Below are 21,748 nucleotides of genomic sequence, written 5' to 3' on the forward strand. Positions count from 1 at the left end.
GCGCCGCAGCCCTGAATGAACGCCCGCTGTGGCCCGTGAATGCCATGCGGGCATGACCAAAGCGAACCCCGGGTGATTTAGGACGAACTTATCCACACCCGCCAGGCTCGAAAAAATGGTCAGGTTCATCACAAGGGAAATACACCATGTTCAAGCAAAGTCTGGGTGCCGCATGCGTTCTGGCCGTCCTTACCGGTTGTGCCGGCAAGCCGGAAAATCCGGTCGACCACATCACCTACCGCAACGAGCCGCTGGTCAAGCAAGTCGAGAAGGACATGAGCAAGTCGACCGTTCTGGAACTGGGCGGCCCACCCTCCTCGGAAATGACCCGCACGCTTCTTCCGGGCACCTGCAACAACTACGTGCTCAACCGTGACGGCAAAGAGCAGCCCTACTACGTTGCCTTCAACTCCGCCGATCGCGTCGACAGCAAAGGCTTCCTGACCTGCGAGCAGATGGAAACCAACGAGCGCGAACGCGCCCGCGGTAACGGCATCTGATCCAGCCGCCCGCAATGAAAAATGCCCGCCTCCAAGGAGAGCGGGCATTTTTTTAGCTTCAAGCATTAAGCAAAGCAAGGACGGTTAAACCGTACTTCATTTACTTGCGGCTTGAAGCTTGGCACTTGCAGCTGCCTTTGTCAGATAGCGCCACGGCTACGCAGGATGGCCAGCACCTGCTTGACGCCCTCGTCTACCGACAGACTCTGGGTGTCGAGCACCAGATCCGCGTTCAGTGGCACATCGTAGGGGAAGGAATCACCCGGGATGTTATCGCCGCCCGCCGCATACAGACCTTGCGGATCGCGCTCGGCACACACCTGCGGTGAAGCCTGCACGTAGACGGTGATCAAGCGCTCGGCACCGATCAACGCCTTAGCCTGCTCGCGCCCCTCGGCATCAGGCGCCACGAAAGCGGCCAGGGTAAGCAGACCGGCTTCGTTGAACTGACGCGCCACGTGGGCGGCACGACGCCAATTCTCGGTACGCCCGGCACGATCCTGCGGCAAACCCTTGTTCAGGTCGTGGCGCAGGTTCTGGCCGTCGAGCACGTACACCGCGCGGCCCATGTCGAACAGCTTGCGCTCTACCGCGTAGGCCAGCGTGCTCTTGCCCGCGCCAGACAGGCCGCTGAACAATACGGTGGCCGGTTGCTGGCCGAACCGCGATGCACGCTCCTCGGTGGAGACATGGCCGGATTCGCTGTGGTGGCCGGAACCGGAAACGCGCGCATCGCTGATGATCATCCCGGCACCGACGGTGCCATTGGTCAGCCGATCGATGATGATGAAGGCACCGGTGGTGCGGTTGTGGGCATAACCATCCAGGGCGATCGGCGCATCGAGGGCGATCTTCACCTTGCCGATTTCGTTGAGCTGCAGGCTGCTCGCAGCGCCCTCCTCCAGGGTGTTCACATCGACCCGGTGGGCAATGCTGGCGATGGAGCCCGGCACGTAGCTGGTGGCACGTTTGATGTCGTACTTCTTGCCCGGCAGCATCGGCTCTTCGGCCATCCACACCAGCATGGCATCGAAGCTGTCGACCACCTGGGGACGGTTATCGGCATGCACCAGCATGTCGCCGCGCGATACGTCGATCTCGTCTTCCAGGGTCAGGGTGATCGCCTGGCCTGGACCGGCCTGCTCCAACTCGCCTTCGTAGGTGACGATGGACTTGACCTTGCTGCCCTTGCCCGATGGCAGGGCGATGACTTCGTCACCCTTGCGCACGATGCCACTGGCCAGGGTGCCGGCGAAGCCGCGGAAGTTCAGGTTCGGGCGGTTGACGTACTGCACCGGGAAACGCAGATCATCGAAATTGCGGTCACCCGCCACTTCCACGGTCTCGAGAATTTCCATCAGCGACTGGCCGCTGTACCACGGCGAGCGCTCGGACTTGTTGACCACGTTGTCGCCCTTGAGCGCCGACATGGGTACGAAGAACAGCGACGTGGGCTTGAGGTTGATCTTGTCGGCGAAGGACAGGTAATCGGCCTTGATCTGCTCGAACACGCCTTCATCGAAGCCCTTCAGGTCCATCTTGTTGATGGCGACGACGATGTGCTTGATGCCCAGCAGCGAGGCGATGAAACTGTGGCGCTTGGTCTGGGTCTGCACGCCGTAACGGGCGTCGATCAGGATGATCGCCAGGTCGCAGGTCGAAGCACCGGTGGCCATGTTGCGCGTGTACTGCTCATGGCCGGGGGTGTCGGCGATGATGAACTTGCGCTTGGCGGTGGAGAAATAGCGGTAGGCGACATCGATGGTGATGCCTTGCTCGCGCTCGGCCTGCAGGCCGTCGACCAGCAACGCCAGATCGACCTCCTCGCCGGTGGTGCCGCTCTTCTTCGAATCGCGAGTGATGGCTTCCAGATGGTCTTCATAGATCATCTTGGAGTCGTGCAGCAGGCGCCCGATCAGGGTGCTCTTGCCGTCGTCGACGTTGCCGCAGGTCAGGAAACGCAACAGTTCCTTGCGCTCGTGTTGCGCCAGGTAGGCGTGGATGTCTTCGCTGATCAGTTCGGATTGGTGCGACATATCAAAAGTACCCCTGACGTTTTTTCTCTTCCATGGAACCGGCACCGTCGTGATCGATCACGCGGCCCTGGCGCTCGGAAGTTCGGGTCAGGAGCATTTCCTGGATGATGTCGGTGAGGCTGGTCGCCTCGGACTCCACGGCGCCGGTCAGCGGGTAGCAGCCAAGGGTGCGGAAACGCACTTTGCGCTTCTCGATGCGCGCTTTCTCGTCATCGCTGAGGTGCTCGAGGATGCGCTCGTCGTCGATCATGATCAGCGTACCGTTCTTCTCGATGACATCGCGCTCGGCGGCGAAGTACAACGGCACGATCGGGATCTGCTCGAGGTAGATGTATTGCCAGATATCCAGCTCGGTCCAGTTGGAGAGCGGGAACACGCGGATCGACTCGCCCTTCTTGACCTTGCCGTTATAGACGTTCCACAGCTCCGGGCGCTGGTTCTTAGGGTCCCAGCGGTGCTTGCTGTCGCGGAACGAATAGACACGTTCCTTGGCCCGGGACTTTTCCTCGTCACGGCGGGCACCGCCGAAAGCCGCATCGAAACCATGCTTGTCCAGCGCCTGCTTGAGGCCCTCGGTCTTCATGATATCGGTGTGCTTGGCACTGCCGTGGGTGAACGGATTGATGTTCTGAGCGATGCCGTCAGGGTTGACGTGAGTGATCAGATCCAGGCCCATTTCCTCGACCATCTTGTCGCGGAAACGGTACATCTCCTGGAATTTCCAGCGCGTATCCACGTGCATCACCGGGAAAGGCAGCTTCCCGGGGAAGAAGGCCTTGCGCGCGAGATGCAGCATCACGGCGGAATCCTTGCCGATGGAATAGAGCATCACCGGGTTGTCGAATTCGGCGGCCACTTCACGAATGATGTGGATGCTTTCCGCCTCGAGCTGTTTCAAGTGCGTCAGTTTGTCGAGCATGGCTACTCACGGGATCACGGTATTTTATTCAGGCCGGCGGGCCTTGGACGAGCGCGCACTCTAGCACAGCGCCTCATTCTATTCAGGGAGGCACTTAGATCGAAACGATCTAGCTTTATTCCACTGAAATAGGCTGCCCATCGCTGCCGGCAATACGAACAATCGTTCGAAACGTCAGGCTCGGGTCACACCCCGCCTGCCTCAAAATGAGAAGTGGATTCTTCCGGTTTTGCGAAGCGCAAAGCACTCCGCACGTCAAAGCCTTGACACTCACGTGGCTGCAAACCAACCTACGCCACAACGCAACCTCGCCTACCGGGGAGCGAGCTCCCAGCTCGCCGCGCCATTGGATTCCAGCTGCCGCGCTCAAGGAGAGCCACATGCAATCTAGCCCTTTGTCCTATTCCCTTCTCGCTATTGCCATCACCACCGCCAGCCTTTCGGTCCAGGCAGAAACCTACCAGATCGACGACGGCCCCAAGAGCTGGGGTAACGAGGTCATTGCAGACGGCCTGACCATCAGCGGTGAACTGACCACTCCAGCCAGTGCAATCACGCTGCAGCCAGGTACCCATGTGCAGGGCGACCTGACGCTCGATGCCACGATCATTGCCACTGGCGCCGAGAATGACCAGGCCCGATATGCGCGGCCGGTCACCCTGGGCCGAGGCCCGAATGATGAGGTGACAATCGACGGTGCCCTGGTCAATAGAGGCAGCCTGATTACCGGCGGTTTCGCTGCCGTCGGTATCAACGCCGGTCATGCACGAATCAGCGGCGGGATCAGCAACGAAGGGGTCATCAACATCCGCGATAGCCAGTTCCTCCACCCTTTGAGCCAAGGGCTGGATAACGCGATGCCCGCTGGGCTGGCCCTGTATGAGACGAGCCTGGGCAACAGCTTGAGCAACAGCGGTCGGATCGAGGTATCCAGCACAGACCTTGCCAGAGGCATCGCACTGAGCAATAGCGACTTGTCCGGCGCCAAGCTGGAAAACACTGCCAGCGGCGTGATCGAGACAACCGGTGATGAAGCCAACGCTATTTTGGTCAATTTTCAAAGCGAATTGGCTGAACTGACCAACGCTGGAACCCTCCGAGCGATAGGTATTACCGGCATCGGCGATACCTCCAATCTCAGTGAAGCGGGCGGCATCACCATTGGCAGCAGCATCGTCCATGGCACCTTGAACAACAGCGGCAGCGTTACCGTTAGCGGCTATGAAGCGACCGGTATCGACCTTCGCGCCTATGACGGTGATGACAACAAGGCGCGCATCGGTGGAGACCTGCTCAACAGCGGCACCATCGACGTGACCGCAGTGGCCGAGGATGGCGCAACTGCACGTGGCATCGAGATCTCTCACGGGCAGATTGGTGGCGCTCTCGATAACAGCGGTACGATTTCAGCGAAGGGCGCCGACTCTGTAGGTATCTATGTCGATGGTGGTCGCATCGGTGGCGATATCGTCAACAGCGGCACTGTCAGTGGCGAGCGTGTTGGCATCTATCTCAACTATCCCAGCAGTGCACAATTCAACATTCCTGTGATCCAGCAGAACGGTGGCCTGATCGAGGGCGGCCAGTATGCGATCTATTCGGAGGGTACAGCACCATCTCGTCTACGACTGGCGGGTGGAACGATCAAAGGAAACATCTCGGGCGTGTCGTACATAGATGTGACGGGTACAGCGGTCTTCGAGGGTACCCATATAGATGCACTCAGATTCGGCGGCGTGGATGTATATAACGCCGAGGATAGTCCTCTCGGCTCGGCCGGCCACCTGACGCTGACTCAACCTCACGTCACCCTGGATGGCTATCTGGAGATGAACAGGGGCACCGTGCTGCAGCTGAACCTCAGCGAAGCCACTGATCCCAACCGTGCCATTGTCACGGTGCGCGACGACGCCTACTTTGCTCCTACGAGCAGCATCGCTCTGCGCCCGACATCTGAAGCGTTTCGGGCTTCTGGCAAGGAGTACAAACTAATCGAAGCCGGAATACTCGAGTATGACGGCGCAGGTCCGCAGGTTGTCAGCAGCTCCCCCCTACTGACGATCAACGCATCCAGAGTCACGGACACCGAAGTTCTGGCAACAGTCAGCACCGTATCAGGCCAGCAAGCCGGTGAGCTCATCGAGCATGCTGGCAGCAGCCCGAATGCCAGCCGCGCTTTCCAGCCCTTCTATGCAAGTGTCATGGGGCAGTTGGATAACGACGATCCTGTATTCCAGGCATTCGCCAACGCCGACGACGCTCAGCTCGCGACACTGAGCGAGCAGCTCGCACCGCAAGCCGATGGTGCCCTCCAGGCCGCCACCCGCGCCACGCACAATCTGGTCTCGGGCGCCGTGGGCTCCCGTACCTCGGCACTGCGCGGCGAATCCTCGGGCTCCCCGCTCAGCCAGGGCGGATTCTGGGCCCAGGGTCATGACACGGACCTGCGTCAGGGTCGCCGTGACGGCATCGCCGGTTACGATGCCGATAGCCGCGGGCTCAGCCTCGGTGTGGATGGCAAGCTGAACGAGCAATGGACGTTGGGCGTCGCCTACAGCAACCTGGACACCAGCGTGACAGGCCGCAACGGCAACAAGTCCGACATCGACAGCCAGGTGCTGAGCCTCTACTCGGGCTTCGAGCATGGCCAGTTCTTCGTCGACTCCAGCATCAGCTACGGCTTCCACGACAACACCAGCAAGCGCAACATTGCCGGTACCCGTGCCAAAGGTGACTTCGACAGCAAGTCGCTCGGCCTCAACCTGGAAGCCGGGTACGGCCTGAGTGCCGGTCCGCTGACCCTGGAGCCTCGCGTGGCAGCACGCTACAGCCGACTGGACATCGACAGCTACCGTGAAAAAGGCTCGGCCGCGGCACTGGACGTCTCCAGCCAGCGCAACGAGGTGATCGAACTGGGCGCGGGTGCGCGTCTGGCCAGCCAGTTCTCCGTTGGCCAGGGCACGCTGGAACCGGAACTGAAGCTGATGGCCTATCACGACTTCGCAGCCGATCAGGTCAGCAGTACCTCGTCCTACCTGCTTGGCGGCTCGTCGTTCGTGAGCAACGGCGCTAAGCCGGCGCGTGACAGCTACGAAGCGACCCTGGGGCTCAACTACCGCGTCGGGGCGCTGAGCCTCGGTGCGGGCTATGAGCACGTCGGCCGTTCGGGCTTCGATGCCGACACCTTGCGTGCCAAGGTTCGTTACGACTTCTGAGCCTCACCCCCGCTACGGTAACCGGGCGCCTAGTGCCCGGTTACCGTTCAGGGCTCAGATCGGATTCGGACAATCGATGAACAGGTGCTCGATGGCGAAGCGCCGGCTCAGGTAGTCACCCAACGCCTGAACGCCGTAACGCTCGGTCGCGTGATGCCCGGCAGCGATGAAGCTGACAGCGTTTTCCCGGGCGCTGTGATAGGTCTGCTCGGAGGCTTCTCCGGTCAGATAGAGGTCGACGCCCGCGGCGATGGCCTGATCGATGTAACCCTGCCCGCCCCCCGTACACCAGCCAATGCGGCTGACCATTCCCTCGCCCTCCACCAGCAATGGCTCTCGCCCCAGCACGTCATGCACGCGGCGGGCAAAGTCCCGGGCACTCATGGGCTGTGCCAGCGAACCGACCAGGCCGACGGTACGTGGGTTGTCCGGTTCCAGCGGGCCCTCGACGGTAATCTCCAACTGCCGGGCGAGCTGCACGTTGTTGCCCACCTCGGCATGTACATCCAGCGGCAGGTGATAGGCCAGCAGGCTGATGTCATTGGCCAGCAGTGTTTTCAGACGGCGCTGCTTCATCCCGGTGATGCAGGGGTTCTCGCCCTTCCAGAAGTAGCCGTGGTGCACCAGCAGCACGTCCGCACGGGCCTCGACGGCAGCTTCGATCAGCGCCAGGCTGGCGGTCACGCCGCTGACGATGCGCTGCACCTGTGGCCGCCCTTCGACCTGCAGGCCGTTGGGGCAATAATCGCTGATGCGCGAAGCGCCGAGATAGCGTTCGGCGTCTTCCACCAGGGTCGTCAGAGCAATGGCCATACAGTTTCCTCACGAGCTGTTGCGAACCGCTGCTTTCTTGGCGCGGTTCTCTATAATGGCGCACCTTAAGGGCCCGATCAGGGCCTCGCAACCCTCAGGATTGGATAGATGTTCAAGGCCCTGCGTTTCTTCGGCTGGCCACTACTGGTCGGCATTCTGGTGTCGTTGCTGATCATGCAGCAGTACCCGCAACTGGTGGGCCTGCCGATGCATGATGTGCAGTTCCGCCAGGCGCCCGCCTATGCACGCACCCAGGAGGGCCCAGCCTCCTACGCCAGTGCAGTGAACACCGCATCGCCAGCGGTGGCCAACCTGTACACCACCAAGTACGTGAGCAAACCGACCCACCCGCTGATCGAAGACCCGCAGTTTCGCAAGTTCTTCGGTGACAGCCTGCCTGGCCAGCGGCGCATGGAGTCCAGCCTTGGCTCCGCGGTGATCATGAGCCCCGAGGGTTATCTGCTGACCAACAACCACGTGACCGCCAACGCGGATCAGATCGTGGTAGCGCTCAAGGATGGCCGTGAAACCCTGGCCCGCGTGATTGGCAGCGACCCGGAAACCGACCTGGCGGTGTTGAAGATAGACCTCAAGGACCTGCCGGCGATGACTCTGGGGCGCTCCGACAATATCCGCATCGGTGATGTCACCCTGGCCATTGGCAACCCGTTCGGCGTTGGTCAGACCGTGACCATGGGCATCATCAGCGCCACGGGGCGCAATCAGCTGGGCCTCAATACCTACGAAGACTTCATTCAGACCGACGCGGCGATCAACCCCGGCAATTCGGGCGGTGCGCTGGTCGACGCCTATGGCAATCTGGTCGGCATCAATACGGCGATCTTCTCCAAGTCCGGCGGATCCCAGGGCATCGGCTTCGCCATCCCGGTGAAGCTGGCGATGGAAGTGATGCAGGCGATCATCGAGCATGGCCAGGTGATTCGCGGCTGGCTGGGCCTGGAGGTGCAGCCGCTGACCCCGGAGCTGGCCGAATCCTTCGGCCTCGAAGGCCGTCAGGGCATCATCGTCGCGGGCATCTACCGCAACGGCCCGGCGCAGAAGGCCGGTTTGCAGCCCAATGACCTGATTCTCAAGATCGATGGCGAACCCGCCGGCGATGCCCGCCGCTCGATGAACCAGGTCGCGCGCGCCAAACCGGGCGAGACGATTCGCATCGAAGTCATGCGTAACGGCAAGATGATGGAACTGAGCGCTGAAATCGGCGTGCGCCCTCCCGTCGCGACCAACAGCAACTAAACGTTGCAGCGATAGGTATCGCGTGACCGAGCGGCGGTCGGCCAGGAACGCTGAACGTGAAAGGCCGCTCGCCCAGCCCTCCCTGACCTGCCACATCCACCGCTTGGCTTCGGCCTGAAGACCTGTACAGCGCAACTCCCCGAATAAGACACAGCTAGCGATATCGCAACCTGTAGTTGCAACCTGACAGCATTAAAATGTAATGTTATTACGTTTTTAACCTGCTAAGGACCTGCATCTTGCGTCGCTCCCTCGCCCTGCTAACCAGCCTACCGTTCAGCCTGCTGAGCATCCCCACGTACGCCGAAAACGCCGACACGCTGCTATTGGATGAGAGCGTGATCAACGCCGAACATCGCCAGGAGTCCGCCGACGGCCCGGTACAGGGCTACCGCGCCACACGATCGGCAACGGCTACCCGCACCGACACCGACATCCGCGATACCCCACAGAGCATTCAGGTGGTACCGGCTCAGGTGCTCAAGGATCTCAATACCACGCGTATCGACCGCGCGCTGGACTTCGCCGGGGGCGTTTCGCGGCAGAACAACTTCGGCGGGCTGACCTTCCTCAACTACAGCGTACGGGGCTTCACCACAGGCGAGCTATACAAGAACGGCTTTGCGATCAACCGCGGCAGCTACAGCTCGCCGGACACCTCCAACATCGAACGAATCGAGGTTCTCAAGGGCCCCGCTGCCAGTCTCTATGGTCGCGGCGACCCTGGCGGCCTGGTCAACATCGTCACCAAGCGTCCGCAAGAAGAAGCATTCACCACCCTCTCGCTGAGTGCCGGCAGCTGGGACCGCTACCGCAGCAGCCTGGACGTTAACACTCCGCTTACCGAAGACGGCAGCCTGCTTTCCCGGGTCAACATGGCCATCGAGGACAACGGCAGCTTCCGCGATCACGTCACCAGCGAGCGACGCATCATCAGCCCGTCACTGAGCTGGCAGATCTCCCCGGACACCCGGCTGATGCTGGATGCCGAGTTTTCGCGCACCGAATCCGTGTTCGACCGCGGCATCCCGGCCGTGAACGGTCAGTTGGGCTCGGTCAAACGCTCGACCTACGTCGGTGAGCCCAACGATGGCGAAATTCGCAATGACAACCAGACCCTGGATCTGGCCCTCGAGCAATACCTCAACGACACCTGGAAGCTGCGCCTGGCCAACCACTACACCCAGGGCACACTGCAGGGAAACAGCTCGGAACCTCAGGCACTGGTGGGCACCACTATCAGCCGCTTCTATCGCCAGCGTGACTTCGAGTGGAACGACAACATCACCCAGGCCGAACTGCATGGTGATTTCGAGTTCGCCGGCTGGCAGCACCAGACGCTGATTGGCCTGGAGTACGAGAACTACCGCAACAGTCAGAAGTATCCACAGAGCGCGACCCTGCTGAGCTACGGCCTGGATATCTACAACCCGGTGTACGGCCAGGCCAAGCCAGCGCTGACCCGTGCCAACGACTTCCACGAGCGCACCGAAAGCTACGCCCTGAACCTTCAGGATCAGATCGCCTTTACCGAGCGCCTGCGTGGTCTGGTCGGAGTACGCCTGGAGCATGTTGAACAGACCTCACTGAACCGTGCGACGCGCGTCAGCAACAGCCAGGAAAAGGACGTCGCTACACCGCGCCTCGGCCTGCTTTATCAACTGACTCCGCAGGTCGGCGTATTCGCCAATGCCTCGACCTCGTTCAAACCCAACAGCATTGGCACACAGGGCCAGGTCTACAAACCAGAAAAGGGCCTTGGCTACGAGACCGGGGTGAAACTCGACCTGCTCGACGGACGCCTCGGCGCGACCATCGCGCTGTTCCAGATCGACAAGGAAAACGTCATCACCACCGATGCTCTGGGCGAAAGCGTTGCCGCCGGCGAAGCACGCAGCCAGGGTCTCGACATGCAGTTCAGCGGCCAGTTGAGCGATGCCGTACGGGTCATCGGTGCCTACGCCTACATCGATGCGGAGGTAACCAAAGGCGACGCGGCCTTGCCGAAAGGTAGCGACCTGCTCGGCATCGCTCGCAACAGCGCCAGCCTGATGAGTGTGTACGAGTTCCAGAATGGAGCCCTGCGCGGCTCCGACATCGGCGCAGCCCTCAACTACGTCGGCGAGCGCTCCGGCCAGGCGGGTAGCAACTTCACCCTGCCCTCTTACAGCACGGTCGATCTGCTGGCCCACTACAAGGCCAGCGAAGAAGTCACCGTGGGCCTGAACCTCAACAACCTGCTGGACCGCAAATACTACGAGCGCTCGTTCAACAGCGCCTGGGTAGTTCCGGGCGAACCTCGCAATGTCAGCGTCAGCCTGACTCTCAACCTCTGATCGAAAGGACGCATCATGCGCATCTCAAGCAAAACCGCCGCTCTACTGGCACTTCTGGTCGTCGCCGGCCAAGCCGGCGCCCACGGCCTGTGGACGGAGCAACGTCGCGGCAATATCGAAGTGGTCTACGGCCACGGTGCCGAAGACGACGCGTTCAAGGCCGACAAGGTCAGCCGCGCCTGGGCCTTCAATGGCGCCGGCAAGAGCATTCCGGTGACCATCGAGCGCCTCGCCGACCACGCCCGCCTGAAGCCGCTGAGCGCACCAGCGTCGCTGGCCGTGGCGCTGGATAATGGTGCCTGGTCGAAGACCGCGGATGGCAAATGGATCAACCAGGGCCGCAGCCACGTCCCGAACGCCGTGGAAGCACTGCATACCTACAAATACAGCTTGGCCATCTATCAGGAAGGTGCCCGCCTGCCTGACCTCAAAGACCTGCGCATGGTGATCGTGCCGTTGGCCGACCCCATCGAAGTCGGTGTCGGCAAGCCACTGCCGGTCCGTGTGCTGGTCGACGGCAAGCCAGCTGCCGACATCAAGCTGATCGGCGACTATCGCAGTGCACCGGATCAGGTCAGCGCCACCACCAATGCCAAGGGCGAAGCGCATGTGGTGATTCGCAACGAAGGCCTGAACATCATCGCCGCCGAGGCCAGCCAGCCGGTGAAAGGTGACGCCGATATCGACAGCCGTGGCTACTTCACCTCGCTGACGTTCATCGGCCAGGGGCATCATCACTGATGGTCGACGCTCGAGCCGGTCAGCGGCATCGAGCCTGAGGTTCCATCGCCCGATTCGCGCCGTGGGCGACGCTCCTACGCAGCTGCAGGAGCCGCGACCTCGCGGCGAATGGCGATGGCAACACCGGTGGTGCGTACTGCCGTTCGAGACCAAGCCGGCGCCGACACTAAAACGAAAAAGCCAGGGCATCTGCCCTGGCTTTTTCATGCTGCCCGCAAACCTCAGAGCGCCGCCAGGGCCTCCAGCAGCGCCTGGTTCTGCTCCGGCGAACCGATGCTGATACGCAGGAACTGGGCGATGCGCGCCTGCTTGAAGTGGCGCACGATCACGCCCTGCTCACGCAGTGCTGCCGCGATACCGGCAGCATCACGTTGCGGATGACGGGCGAAGATGAAGTTGGCAGCCGAAGGCAGCACCTCGAACCCCAGTGCCTGCAAACCAGCGGTGACCTTTTCGCGGCTGTCGATCACCGCGGCACAAGTCTGCTCGAAGTAGGCGCGGTCCTCGAACGCAGCCGCAGCACCGGCGATGGCAATACGGTCCAGCGGGTAGGAGTTGAAGCTGTTCTTGATCCGTTCCAGCGCCTCGATCAGGTCCACGTGCCCGACCGCCAGGCCAACCCGCAGGCCCGCCAGGGAACGTGACTTGGACAGGGTCTGGGTGACCAGCAGGTTCGGGTACTTGTCGACCAGGCCGATGGCCGAGACGCCGCCGAAGTCGATATAGGCTTCATCCACCAGCACCACGGTATCCGGGTTGGCCTGCAGCAACCGCTCGATGGCTTCCAGGGCCAGCAGGCAGCCAGTGGGGGCGTTGGGGTTGGGGAAAATGATGCCGCCGTTGGGCCGCGCATAATCCTCGACGCGGATCTGGAACTGCTCGTCCAGCGCCAACGGTTCGGCCTGAATGCCATACAGGCCGCAGTAGACCGGGTAGAAGCTGTAGCTGATATCGGGGAACAGCAACGGTTTGCCGTGCTGGAACAGGCCGTGGAAGGCATGGGCCAGCACTTCGTCAGAACCGTTGCCGACGAATACCTGAGCGGCCTTTACGCCGTAGAACTGGGCGACTGCCTGCTTCAGGCGATCACCATTGGGGTCGGGGTACAGACGCAGGTCGTCGTTGAGCGCCTCGCCCATGGCGGCGATGGCCCTGGGCGACGGGCCGTAGGGGTTTTCATTGGTGTTGAGCTTGACCAGCTTGCTCAGCTTGGGCTGCTCACCCGGTACGTATGGCACCAGGTCTTTGACGAAGGGGCTCCAGAATTTGCTCATCTGCCCGCTCTCCTCGAATTCGGTTGGGTCGTTGGGTCAGTTCTTGATGCGGTACTCGGCACTGCGGGCATGGGCGGTCAGCGACTCGCCACGGGCCAGCACCGAGGCCACCTTGCCGAGCTCGGACGCACCTTCGGCCGAACAGTGGATGATCGACGAACGCTTCTGGAAGTCGTAGACCCCCAGCGGCGACGAGAAACGCGCAGTGCCCGATGTAGGCAATACGTGGTTCGGCCCCGCACAGTAATCGCCCAGTGCTTCGGCGGTGTAACGGCCCATGAAGATGGCGCCAGCATGGCGAATCTCTGGCAGATACTGCTCCGGGTTCTCGACCGAGAGTTCCAGGTGTTCTGGCGCGATACGGTTGGCCACCTCGATGGCCTGGCCCATGTCCGCGACCAGGATCAGCGCGCCGCGACCTTCGATTGAAGTTCGGGCAATCGCCTCCCGCTCCAGGCTCGGCAGCAGGCGGGCGATGCTCTCGGCAACCTTGTCGAGGAACGCCGCATCCGGGCTGACCAGAATCGACTGCGCGTCTTCGTCGTGCTCGGCCTGGGAGAACAGGTCCATGGCGATCCAGTCCGGGTCGGTCTGGCCGTCGCACACGACGAGGATTTCCGACGGCCCGGCGATCATGTCGATACCGACCTTGCCGAATACATGACGTTTGGCAGTGGCCACATAGATGTTGCCCGGGCCGACGATCTTGTCCACCGGCGGTACGCTCTCGGTGCCATAGGCCAGCGCTGCGACAGCCTGTGCCCCCCCGATGGTGAAGACCCGGTCGACCCCGGCAATCGCCGCGGCAGCCAGAACGATTTCGTTGATCTCGCCACGGGGCGTGGGCACCACCATCACGACCTCGGGTACTCCGGCGACCTTGGCCGGAATGGCATTCATCAGTACCGACGACGGGTAGGATGCCTTGCCGCCCGGCACGTACAGCCCCGCACGATCCAGCGGCGTGACCTTCTGGCCCAGCACCGTGCCGTCGGCTTCGGTGTAGGTCCAGGAATCCTGCTTCTGCTTTTCGTGGTAGCTGCGTACCCGCTCGGCGGCGATTTCCAACGCCTGGCGCTGCTCCGCGGTAATGCGCGTCAACGCCAGTTCCAGACGCTCGCGCGGCAGAATCAGGTCAGCCATGGAGGCGACTTCAAGGGCATCGAAACGCTGGGTGAACTCGACCAGCGCAGCATCGCCACGCTCACGCACGGCCTTGATGATATCCAGCACGCGCTGATTGACGCCGTCGTCCGAGACGCTTTCCCAGCTCAGCAGATGATCCAGATGATGAGCGAAATCCGGGTCGGCAGCGTTGAGTCGGCGAATGGCAACTGGAGCGGTCATAGCGAAAGCCTCATCTGGATGGCGTGTTCTCAGGCGCCGCTAGAGTAGCAAGCCCACCGTGCGGGCACCTGAGAATTTGGCTATGACACGGATAGGCACTGCGCAGCCCGAAGGCCGCGCGGGAGAGGATCAATGCGGATGATGCGTCTCGACCGCTTCACGCAGCGTGTCGATCAGGGCCTGGATGCGGCCATGCTGCATTTTCATGGAGGCCTTGTTGACGATCAGACGCGAGCTGATGTGGGCGATCAGTTCCTGGGCTTCCAGACCGTTGGCACGCAGGGTGTTACCGGTGTCGACCACATCGATGATCTTGTCGGCCAGGCCAACCAGAGGCGCCAGTTCCATGGAACCGTACAGTTTGATGATGTCGACCTGCCGGCCTTGCTCGGCATAGTAGCGTTTGGCGACGTTGACGAACTTGGTGGCCACGCGCAGGCGGCCCTTGGGTTCGGCCGCACCCACGGCACCAGCGGTCATCAGCTTGCAACGAGCGATACGCAGGTCCAGTGGCTCGTAGAGCCCCTGGCCACCGTACTCGAGCAACACGTCCTTGCCAGCGACACCGAGGTCGGCGGCACCATGCTCGACGTAGGTCGGCACGTCAGTGGCACGGACGATCAGCAGACGTACGTCGTCCTGGGTGGTCGGGATGATCAGCTTGCGGCTCTTGTCCGGATTCTCGGTCGGCACGATGCCTGCCGCCGCGAGCAGCGGCAGGGTGTCATCGAGAATACGGCCTTTCGACAGGGCAATGGTCAGCATGTGGTCAGCCCGGCACGCGGCGAATCTTCGCCCCCAGCAATTGCAGTTTTTCTTCGATGCATTCGTAGCCACGGTCGATGTGGTAGATGCGATCGATCACCGTGTCGCCCTGGGCGACCAGTGCGGCGATGACCAGGCTCGCCGAAGCGCGCAGGTCGGTGGCCATTACGGGAGCACCCTTGAGCTGCGCGGTACCGGTGACGATGGCCGTGTTGCCTTCGACCTGGATCTGCGCGCCCATGCGGCTCATTTCGTACACGTGCATGAAGCGGTTTTCGAAAATCGTCTCGATCACCGTGCCAGAGCCCTCGGCAATGGCATTGAGGGCAATGAACTGCGCCTGCATGTCGGTCGGGAACGCCGGATAGGGAGCGGTACGCAGGCTCACGGCCTTCGGTCGCTTGCCCTTCATGTCCAGCTCGATCCAGTCGGGCCCGGTAGTGATTTCGGCGCCGGCTTCCTGCAGCTTGGCCAGCACGGCCTCCAGGGTGCTCGGGTCGGCATCCTTGACCTTGACGCGGCCACCGGTGGCGGCAGCGGCCACCAGGTAGGTACCGGTTTCGATACGGTCGGGCATCACGTTGAAGCGCGCGCCATGCAGGCTTTCAACGCCGTCGATGGTGATGGTGTCGGTACCGGCACCTTGAATCTTCGCGCCCATGGCGATCAGGCAGTTGGCCAGATCGACCACTTCCGGTTCGCGAGCGGCGTTTTCCAGCACCGTGCGCCCTTTGGCCAGGGTGGCGGCCATCAGAATGTTCTCGGTGCCGGTCACACTGACCATATCGAAGAAGAAGTGCGCGCCACGCAGGCCGCCTTCAGGCGCCTTGGCCTTGATGTAACCGCCTTCGACATCGATGATCGCGCCCATCGCTTCCAGACCACGGATGTGCAGGTCGACCGGACGCGAGCCAATGGCGCAACCGCCAGGCAGCGCCACTTCGGCCTCACCGAAACGGGCGACCATGGGGCCGAGTACCAGAATCGAAGCGCGCATGGTCTTCACCAGCTCGTAGGGCGCGACCAGGGTCTTCATGGTGCGCGCATCGACTTCGACGCTGAGTTTCTCGTCGATGATCGGCTCGATACCCATGCGTCCGAACAGCTCGATCATCGTGGTGATGTCATGCAGGTGCGGCAGGTTGCAGATGGTCACCGGCGCGCTGCCGAGCAGGGTCGCAGCCAGGATCGGCAGTGCGGAGTTCTTTGCACCGGAAATGCGGATCTCACCGTCGAGACGCACGCCGCCAGTAATGCTTAATTTATCCATAGCTAACTCGTCGTCTCAGGAACGCGCGGCCCAATCGGCACGGCTGAAGAATTTCATGCTCACGGCGTGGATGCTGCCATCGGCGATCCAGGGATTGAGGTGAGCGTAGATTTGCTGCTGACGCTTGACCGGGCTGAGGCCGGCCAGCTCGTCGCTGATCAGGTTGAGTTGGAAGTTGCAGCCTTCGCCGTCGACCTCTACCTGAACGTCCGGCAGTTTGGTCTCCAAGAAACTTTTTACCTCAAGGGCCTGCATGCTCAACCTCGATCAACGTATTCAATAAGCGTGAACGTCGCATGGCGACATCTGTGTACAAGCGTCTGTGCTGCAAGTGCGGGAAAGGTCGGGAAGCAACGATGCTGGCTTCACGATCCACCAGCCGCGTTCGGCACGAGCCTGTAGACATGGGGCGAGCATCATACCAAAAAATCTGACGAGAAATTCCCGGTATCGAACGCCACCGCGAGAAGCTCATCGCCGCCGCTCGCAGAGTGCCTTCAGGCCTCCAGGGGCAGTACGTGCTGAAGCTCGCACACCTTGGCGATCCCGGCCATGTCCCTGGGCAGACCGCGAATGCTCAGTGTCTTGCCGGCAGCTCGGGCATCGCGGGTGTAGCAGAGCAGCAGGGAAAGCCCGACGCTGCTGGACTTCTCAACCGCCGCGCAGTCGATCACGCAGGCGGGCGCCTGGGTGGCCTGGATCAGCCGGCCACCCTGCTCGCGCAGGGCCGGACCACTCTGATAATCGAGGATGCCGGAAAGCGCCAGAACGCCTGGCGCCTGCTCGAAGATAGCCGCTGAACTCACGATGCCCCCCGGGCCTGGCGTGCGCGGGCGACGGTATCGGCCCAGCTGTCGATGACCTTGTCCAGATCGTTGCGGTTGTTCTGCATCGACTGGGCGAACTGGTCACGGAACAGCTTGCCGACGTTGATACCGTTGATCACCACATTACGCAGCTTCCAGGTCCCGTCCATGGCGACCATGGTGTACGACAGCGGATAGACCGTGCCCTTGCCGTCGCGAATCTCCATGTTGACCGAGGTGCGCTGCGGGTCCTGCTTGCCGGAAGCAGGCAGCACACGGATGTCCTGGTTGTTGTACTCGAGCAGCGCGTTGCCATAGAACTGCATCAGGCTGCGCTTGAAGTTCTCCTGGAAACGGGTCATCTGCTCGGGTGTGGCCTCACGCGAGTAGCGCACCGTCATCACGCTGCGGGCGACGCCATCGACATCGACCACCGGCCCCAGGATCTCGTTGAGCGAGTTGTAGAACGCGTCGGGATTGCTGCGGTACTGCTCCTTGTTGGCCTTGAGATCGGCCAGCAGGGTCTCGGTGGTCTGCTGCACCACTTCATGGGCGGCAGGCGCGGCCACTGCCAGCAACGGCAGTGCGGCCAGCAGAGCGACAAGGCTGTTGCGCACGGTCTTGATCATCATCGGGTACCTCATTGGCTGTCCTGATCCCTATTGACCGAATTGAGCAGGAATTTGCCAATCAGGTCTTCGAGCACCAGAGAAGACTGGGTGTCATGGATGGTTCCGCCGTCGGCCAGCAGCTCTTCATCGCCACCGACGCTGATCCCCACGTACTTTTCACCGAGCAGCCCTGCAGTCAGGATCGACGCGGTGGAGTCCACCGGAAGATTGTCGACACTGCCGTCTAGTTCCATCGTTACGCGCCCGGTGTAGCTGTCACGATCCAGATCGATCGCCGTCACCCGACCGATGCTCACCCCCGCCATGGTCACCTTGGCGCGCATGGTGAGGCCGGCAATGTTGTCGAAGTGCGCGTAGACCTTGTAGGTGTCGACGGCGTTGCCAGGCGCCAGGCCGCTGACACGCAGAGCCAGCAGCAGCAGGGCCAGCAGGCCGGCCAGGAGAAACAGGCCGACACCGATTTCCATCGTGCGGTTTTGCATCAGAAATCTCCAAACATCAAAGCGGTCAGAATGAAATCCAGCCCCAATACGGCCAGCGAGGCATACACCACCGTACGGGTGGTGGCGCGGCTGATACCTTCGGAGGTGGGCTCGCAGTCGTAGCCCTGGAACACCGCGATCCAGGTAACGACGAAGGCGAAGACCAGGCTTTTGATTATCCCGTTGAGCACGTCTTCGCGGAACGAAACACTGTTTTGCATATTGGCCCAGAACGAGCCTTCGTAGACGCCCAGCCAGTCGACGGCGACCATCGCCCCGCCCCAGATACCGACCACGCTGAAAATCATGGTCAGCAGCGGCATGGAGATGAAGCCCGCCCACAGTCGCGGTGCGACGATGTGCTTGAGCGGGTCGACACCAATCATCGCCAGGCTCGATAGCTGCTCGGTGGATTTCATGTTGCCGATCTCGGCGGTCAGCGCGGAACCGGCTCGACCGGCGAACAGCAACGCAGTGACCACCGGCCCCAGCTCACGCAGCAGAGTCAGGGCGACCATCTGCCCGACCGCCTGCTCGGACCCGTACTTGGCGAGAATGCTGAACCCCTGCAGAGAAAGCACCATGCCGATGAACAGGCCGGAAACCACGATGATCGCGAGCGACAGCACGCCCACCGAATACAGCTGCTTGATCAGCAGTTGCAGCGAGTTGCCCGACGTACCGCGACCGAACAGCGCGCGCAGCAGAAAGATCGTCGAACGCCCCAGCGAGGCGACCACGTCGATACCCGCACGCCCGAACAGGCGTACGCGTTCGAGTGTAGATGTCCTGCGCATCAGCGCCCCCCCAGTAAATCGTCGTGGTAGCTCGGCGCTTGAAAATGAAACGGGACCGGCCCGTCTGGCGTGCCCTGCATGAATTGGCGCACCCGTGGATTCTCGGAGTCGCGCAACTCGGCAGGCGTTCCCTGCCCCAGCACCTGACTGTCACCGACCACATAGATGTAGTCGGCGATGCTCGCGGTTTCCGCCAGATCGTGGGAGACCACGATGCTGGTGATACCCAGGGCATCGTTGAGCAGACGGATCAGGCGCACCAGCACGCCCATGGCGATCGGGTCCTGGCCGACGAACGGCTCGTCGTACATCAGAATCTGCGGATCCAGGGCAATCGCCCGGGCCAGCGCGACGCGCCGCTTCATACCGCCGGACAGCTCATCGGGCATCAATTCGATGGCACCACGCAAGCCGACTGCCTGCAGTTTCATCAGGACAATGTCACGAATCATTTCTTCGGGGAGCTGGGTATGCACCCGCAACGGGAACGCCACGTTCTCGAACACGTCGAGGTCGGTGAACAACGCGCCACTCTGAAACAGCACGCCCATCTGCTTGCGCATGTCGAACAGCTCGCTGCGCGACAGGTCGGGCAGATTCAGGCCGTTGACGTGTATCTGACCCGCGCTCGGGCGCAGCTCGGCGGCTATCAGCCGCAACAAGGTGGTCTTGCCGCACCCGGAGGGGCCCATGATCCCGGTGACCTTGCCCCGCGGTATGCATATGTCGACGTTCTTGAAGATGTGCCGCTCGCCGCGTTGAAAACTGACGTTTTTCAACTCGACCGCGTACTGATTTTCGGCGCTCATCGGAACTCCATTGCGTACTGCCTTCCTAATCAGACGCCCAGCATCGGAATAAGGGCACGGCGATCGGCCATGCGGGCCAAAAATGGCAGCGGACTATAGCATTCGCGCCAATGGCCGCCAAAGCCGAGCAAGACCGACGTTCAGGCTTGTGACAGCTTTGCCACTTTTGCGCAGCGCCATGAATGATGAGTCCTGTAGTCTTTCCCGCTATAATCCCTGTCTTTTTCGTACAGCAGCCCAAGCAGAGCATGAACCAGACCCGCGACCTGATTGATTCCGCACAGCGCACCATCCGCCTCGAGATCGAGGCGGTGCAAGAGCTGCTGCCTCGTATCGACGCCGATTTCGTCAAGGCATGCGAGCTGATTCTCGCCAGCAAGGGCCGCGTGGTCGTGGTCGGCATGGGCAAATCAGGGCATATCGGCAACAAGATCGCCGCCACCCTGGCCAGCACCGGTACCACCGCATTTTTCGTGCACCCTGCCGAAGCCAGCCACGGCGACATGGGCATGATCACCCGTGACGACGTCGTGCTCGCGCTGTCCAACTCGGGCTCCACGGCCGAAATCGTCACACTGCTGCCGCTGATCAAGCGCCTCGGCATTACCCTGATCAGCATGACCGGCAACCCGGAGTCGCCGCTGTCCAAGGCTGCCGAAGTCAACCTCGACACCCGCGTAGCCAAGGAAGCCTGCCCACTCAACCTGGCGCCGACCTCTTCCACCACCGCCTCGCTGGTACTTGGCGACGCCCTGGCCATCGCGCTGCTGGAGGCCCGCGGCTTCACCGCCGAAGACTTCGCCTTCTCCCATCCGGGCGGTGCCCTGGGTCGCCGCCTGCTGCTCAAGGTCGAGAACGTCATGCACGCGGGCGAGAGCCTGCCGCAGGTCAAACGCGGCACCAGCCTGCGTGATGCATTGCTGGAAATGACCCAGAAAGGCCTGGGCATGACCGCGGTCCTTGAAAACGACGGTCGTCTGGCCGGGATCTTCACCGACGGTGACCTGCGCCGCGCCCTGGACAAAGGCATCGATGTACGTGATGCGCGCATCGACGACGTCATGACCCCGCACGGCAAGACCGCTCGTGCCGATATGCTCGCTGCCGAGGCCCTGAAGATAATGGAAGACAACAAGATCAGCGCGCTGGTGGTAATCGACACCAGTGGTTACCCGGTAGGCGCCTTCAACCTTGGCGACCTGCTGCGCGCGGGGGTCATGTGATGAACGACCTTCTGCAGCGCGCTCGCGCAATCAAACTGGCGATCTTCGACGTCGACGGCGTGCTTACCGACGGCAAGCTGTACTTCCTGGTCGACGGCAGCGAGTTCAAGACCTTCAATACCCTGGACGGTCAGGGCATCAAGATGCTGATCAACTCAGGCGTACGCACCGCTATCATCAGCGGCCGCAAGACCCCGGTGGTCGAGCGTCGCGCACAGAATCTGGGTATCCAGCATCTGTACCAGGGCCGTGAAGACAAACTCGACGTGCTCGACGAGCTGCTCGCCGAGCTGGGCCTGAGCTACGAACAGGTGGCCTACCTGGGCGATGACCTGCCGGACCTGCCGGTGATTCGCCGCGTCGGCCTGGGCATGGCGGTAGCCAGCGCCAACGGCTTCGTGCGCGAGCATGCCCACGGCGTCACCGAAGCGCGTGGCGGCGAAGGTGCGGCCCGCGAATTCTGCGAACTGATCATGCGCGGCCAGGGCACTCTCGAAGCCGCCCAGTCCGCCTACCTCTAGGGCCT

20 protein-coding genes are annotated in these 21,748 nt (G+C 61.8%); 7 read left to right on the plus strand and 13 right to left on the minus strand.

The genetic code is table 11. The features are described 5' to 3' along the window. Window positions 1-146: 146 nt before the first annotated feature. Window positions 147-500 carry an osmotically-inducible lipoprotein OsmE gene (gene osmE / locus ACT9T4_RS05865; RefSeq protein WP_042554829.1) on the plus strand — a complete coding sequence of 118 codons (354 nt, stop codon included), beginning with the start codon at window positions 147-149 and terminating at the stop codon, window positions 498-500. A gap of 140 nt (window positions 501-640) precedes the next feature. Here osmE and cysN read toward each other — a convergent pair whose 3' ends face one another. Beyond that, window positions 641-2,536: a sulfate adenylyltransferase subunit CysN gene (cysN, locus tag ACT9T4_RS05870; protein ID WP_499115961.1), complete on the minus strand. Its 1,896-nt coding sequence runs from the start codon at window positions 2,534-2,536 to the stop codon at window positions 641-643. Between the two features lies 1 nt (window position 2,537). Beyond that, window positions 2,538-3,455, minus strand: coding sequence for a sulfate adenylyltransferase subunit CysD (gene cysD, locus ACT9T4_RS05875; protein WP_042554827.1), 918 nt, complete (start codon window positions 3,453-3,455; stop codon window positions 2,538-2,540). Between the two features lie 380 nt (window positions 3,456-3,835). On the opposite strand from cysD, the gene ACT9T4_RS05880 reads away from it, so the two are divergent. Continuing rightward, on the plus strand, window positions 3,836-6,670 hold the full coding sequence (locus tag ACT9T4_RS05880) for an autotransporter family protein (RefSeq protein WP_499115964.1): 2,835 nt from the start codon (window positions 3,836-3,838) through the stop codon (window positions 6,668-6,670). A gap of 54 nt (window positions 6,671-6,724) precedes the next feature. On the opposite strand, the gene ACT9T4_RS05885 is transcribed toward ACT9T4_RS05880, so the two are convergent. Continuing rightward, entirely contained in the window at window positions 6,725-7,483 is a 759-nt protein-coding gene (locus ACT9T4_RS05885; RefSeq protein WP_042554826.1) for a Nif3-like dinuclear metal center hexameric protein, read from the minus strand. A 108-nt stretch (window positions 7,484-7,591) separates the two neighbouring features. Between ACT9T4_RS05885 and algW the strand changes: the two genes are divergently transcribed. The 3 genes from algW to ACT9T4_RS05900 all read left to right on the plus strand — a co-directional run bounded on the left by algW (window position 7,592) and on the right by ACT9T4_RS05900 (window position 11,817). Beyond that, window positions 7,592-8,740: a Do family serine endopeptidase AlgW gene (algW, locus tag ACT9T4_RS05890; protein ID WP_042554825.1), complete on the plus strand. Its 1,149-nt coding sequence runs from the start codon at window positions 7,592-7,594 to the stop codon at window positions 8,738-8,740. A 257-nt stretch (window positions 8,741-8,997) separates the two neighbouring features. Further along, window positions 8,998-11,076, plus strand: coding sequence for a TonB-dependent siderophore receptor (locus ACT9T4_RS05895; RefSeq protein WP_499116070.1), 2,079 nt, complete (start codon window positions 8,998-9,000; stop codon window positions 11,074-11,076). A 15-nt stretch (window positions 11,077-11,091) separates the two neighbouring features. Continuing rightward, the gene (locus tag ACT9T4_RS05900; RefSeq protein WP_042554824.1) at window positions 11,092-11,817 is read left to right on the plus strand and encodes a DUF4198 domain-containing protein; all 726 of its coding nucleotides are present in this window, start codon (window positions 11,092-11,094) and stop codon (window positions 11,815-11,817) included. A 221-nt stretch (window positions 11,818-12,038) separates the two neighbouring features. On the opposite strand, the gene hisC is transcribed toward ACT9T4_RS05900, so the two are convergent. The 10 genes from hisC to ACT9T4_RS05950 all read right to left on the minus strand — a co-directional run bounded on the left by hisC (window position 12,039) and on the right by ACT9T4_RS05950 (window position 19,999). Further along, window positions 12,039-13,091, minus strand: coding sequence for a histidinol-phosphate transaminase (gene hisC, locus ACT9T4_RS05905; protein ID WP_042554823.1), 1,053 nt, complete (start codon window positions 13,089-13,091; stop codon window positions 12,039-12,041). A gap of 36 nt (window positions 13,092-13,127) precedes the next feature. After that, window positions 13,128-14,438 carry a histidinol dehydrogenase gene (gene hisD / locus ACT9T4_RS05910; RefSeq protein ID WP_042554822.1) on the minus strand — a complete coding sequence of 437 codons (1,311 nt, stop codon included), beginning with the start codon at window positions 14,436-14,438 and terminating at the stop codon, window positions 13,128-13,130. 129 nt (window positions 14,439-14,567) lie between these two features. Beyond that, a complete protein-coding gene (gene hisG / locus ACT9T4_RS05915; RefSeq protein ID WP_042554821.1) occupies window positions 14,568-15,203 on the minus strand; it encodes an ATP phosphoribosyltransferase in 636 nt (211 codons plus the stop codon). Window positions 15,204-15,207: 4 nt separating this feature from the next. Beyond that, complete coding sequence (gene murA, locus ACT9T4_RS05920; protein WP_042554820.1) at window positions 15,208-16,473, minus strand: UDP-N-acetylglucosamine 1-carboxyvinyltransferase; 1,266 nt, start codon at window positions 16,471-16,473, stop codon at window positions 15,208-15,210. A gap of 15 nt (window positions 16,474-16,488) precedes the next feature. Then, entirely contained in the window at window positions 16,489-16,728 is a 240-nt protein-coding gene (locus ACT9T4_RS05925; RefSeq protein WP_027909990.1) for a BolA family protein, read from the minus strand. 242 nt (window positions 16,729-16,970) lie between these two features. Further along, complete coding sequence (locus tag ACT9T4_RS05930; protein ID WP_042554819.1) at window positions 16,971-17,279, minus strand: STAS domain-containing protein; 309 nt, start codon at window positions 17,277-17,279, stop codon at window positions 16,971-16,973. Beyond that, window positions 17,276-17,908, minus strand: a complete 633-nt coding sequence (locus ACT9T4_RS05935) for an MlaC/ttg2D family ABC transporter substrate-binding protein (RefSeq protein ID WP_499116072.1) — start codon at window positions 17,906-17,908, stop codon at window positions 17,276-17,278. The genes ACT9T4_RS05930 and ACT9T4_RS05935 overlap by 4 nt, the downstream gene beginning before the upstream one ends. Before the next feature lie 11 nt (window positions 17,909-17,919). Next, window positions 17,920-18,393, minus strand: a complete 474-nt coding sequence (gene mlaD / locus ACT9T4_RS05940) for an outer membrane lipid asymmetry maintenance protein MlaD (RefSeq protein ID WP_042554818.1) — start codon at window positions 18,391-18,393, stop codon at window positions 17,920-17,922. Beyond that, window positions 18,393-19,190, minus strand: coding sequence for a lipid asymmetry maintenance ABC transporter permease subunit MlaE (gene mlaE / locus ACT9T4_RS05945; RefSeq protein ID WP_042554817.1), 798 nt, complete (start codon window positions 19,188-19,190; stop codon window positions 18,393-18,395). The genes mlaD and mlaE overlap by 1 nt, the downstream gene beginning before the upstream one ends. Next, window positions 19,190-19,999, minus strand: a complete 810-nt coding sequence (locus tag ACT9T4_RS05950) for an ATP-binding cassette domain-containing protein (RefSeq protein WP_042554816.1) — start codon at window positions 19,997-19,999, stop codon at window positions 19,190-19,192. The genes mlaE and ACT9T4_RS05950 overlap by 1 nt, the downstream gene beginning before the upstream one ends. A gap of 248 nt (window positions 20,000-20,247) precedes the next feature. Between ACT9T4_RS05950 and ACT9T4_RS05955 the strand changes: the two genes are divergently transcribed. Both ACT9T4_RS05955 and ACT9T4_RS05960 read left to right on the plus strand, forming a co-directional pair. After that, complete coding sequence (locus ACT9T4_RS05955) at window positions 20,248-21,222, plus strand: KpsF/GutQ family sugar-phosphate isomerase (RefSeq protein WP_042554815.1); 975 nt, start codon at window positions 20,248-20,250, stop codon at window positions 21,220-21,222. Further along, on the plus strand, window positions 21,222-21,743 hold the full coding sequence (locus tag ACT9T4_RS05960) for a KdsC family phosphatase (protein WP_042554814.1): 522 nt from the start codon (window positions 21,222-21,224) through the stop codon (window positions 21,741-21,743). Before ACT9T4_RS05955 ends, ACT9T4_RS05960 begins: the two co-directional genes overlap by 1 nt. The last annotated feature ends 5 nt before the right edge of the window (window positions 21,744-21,748 follow it).

Source organism: Pseudomonas sp. SZ40 (assembly GCF_052958135.1).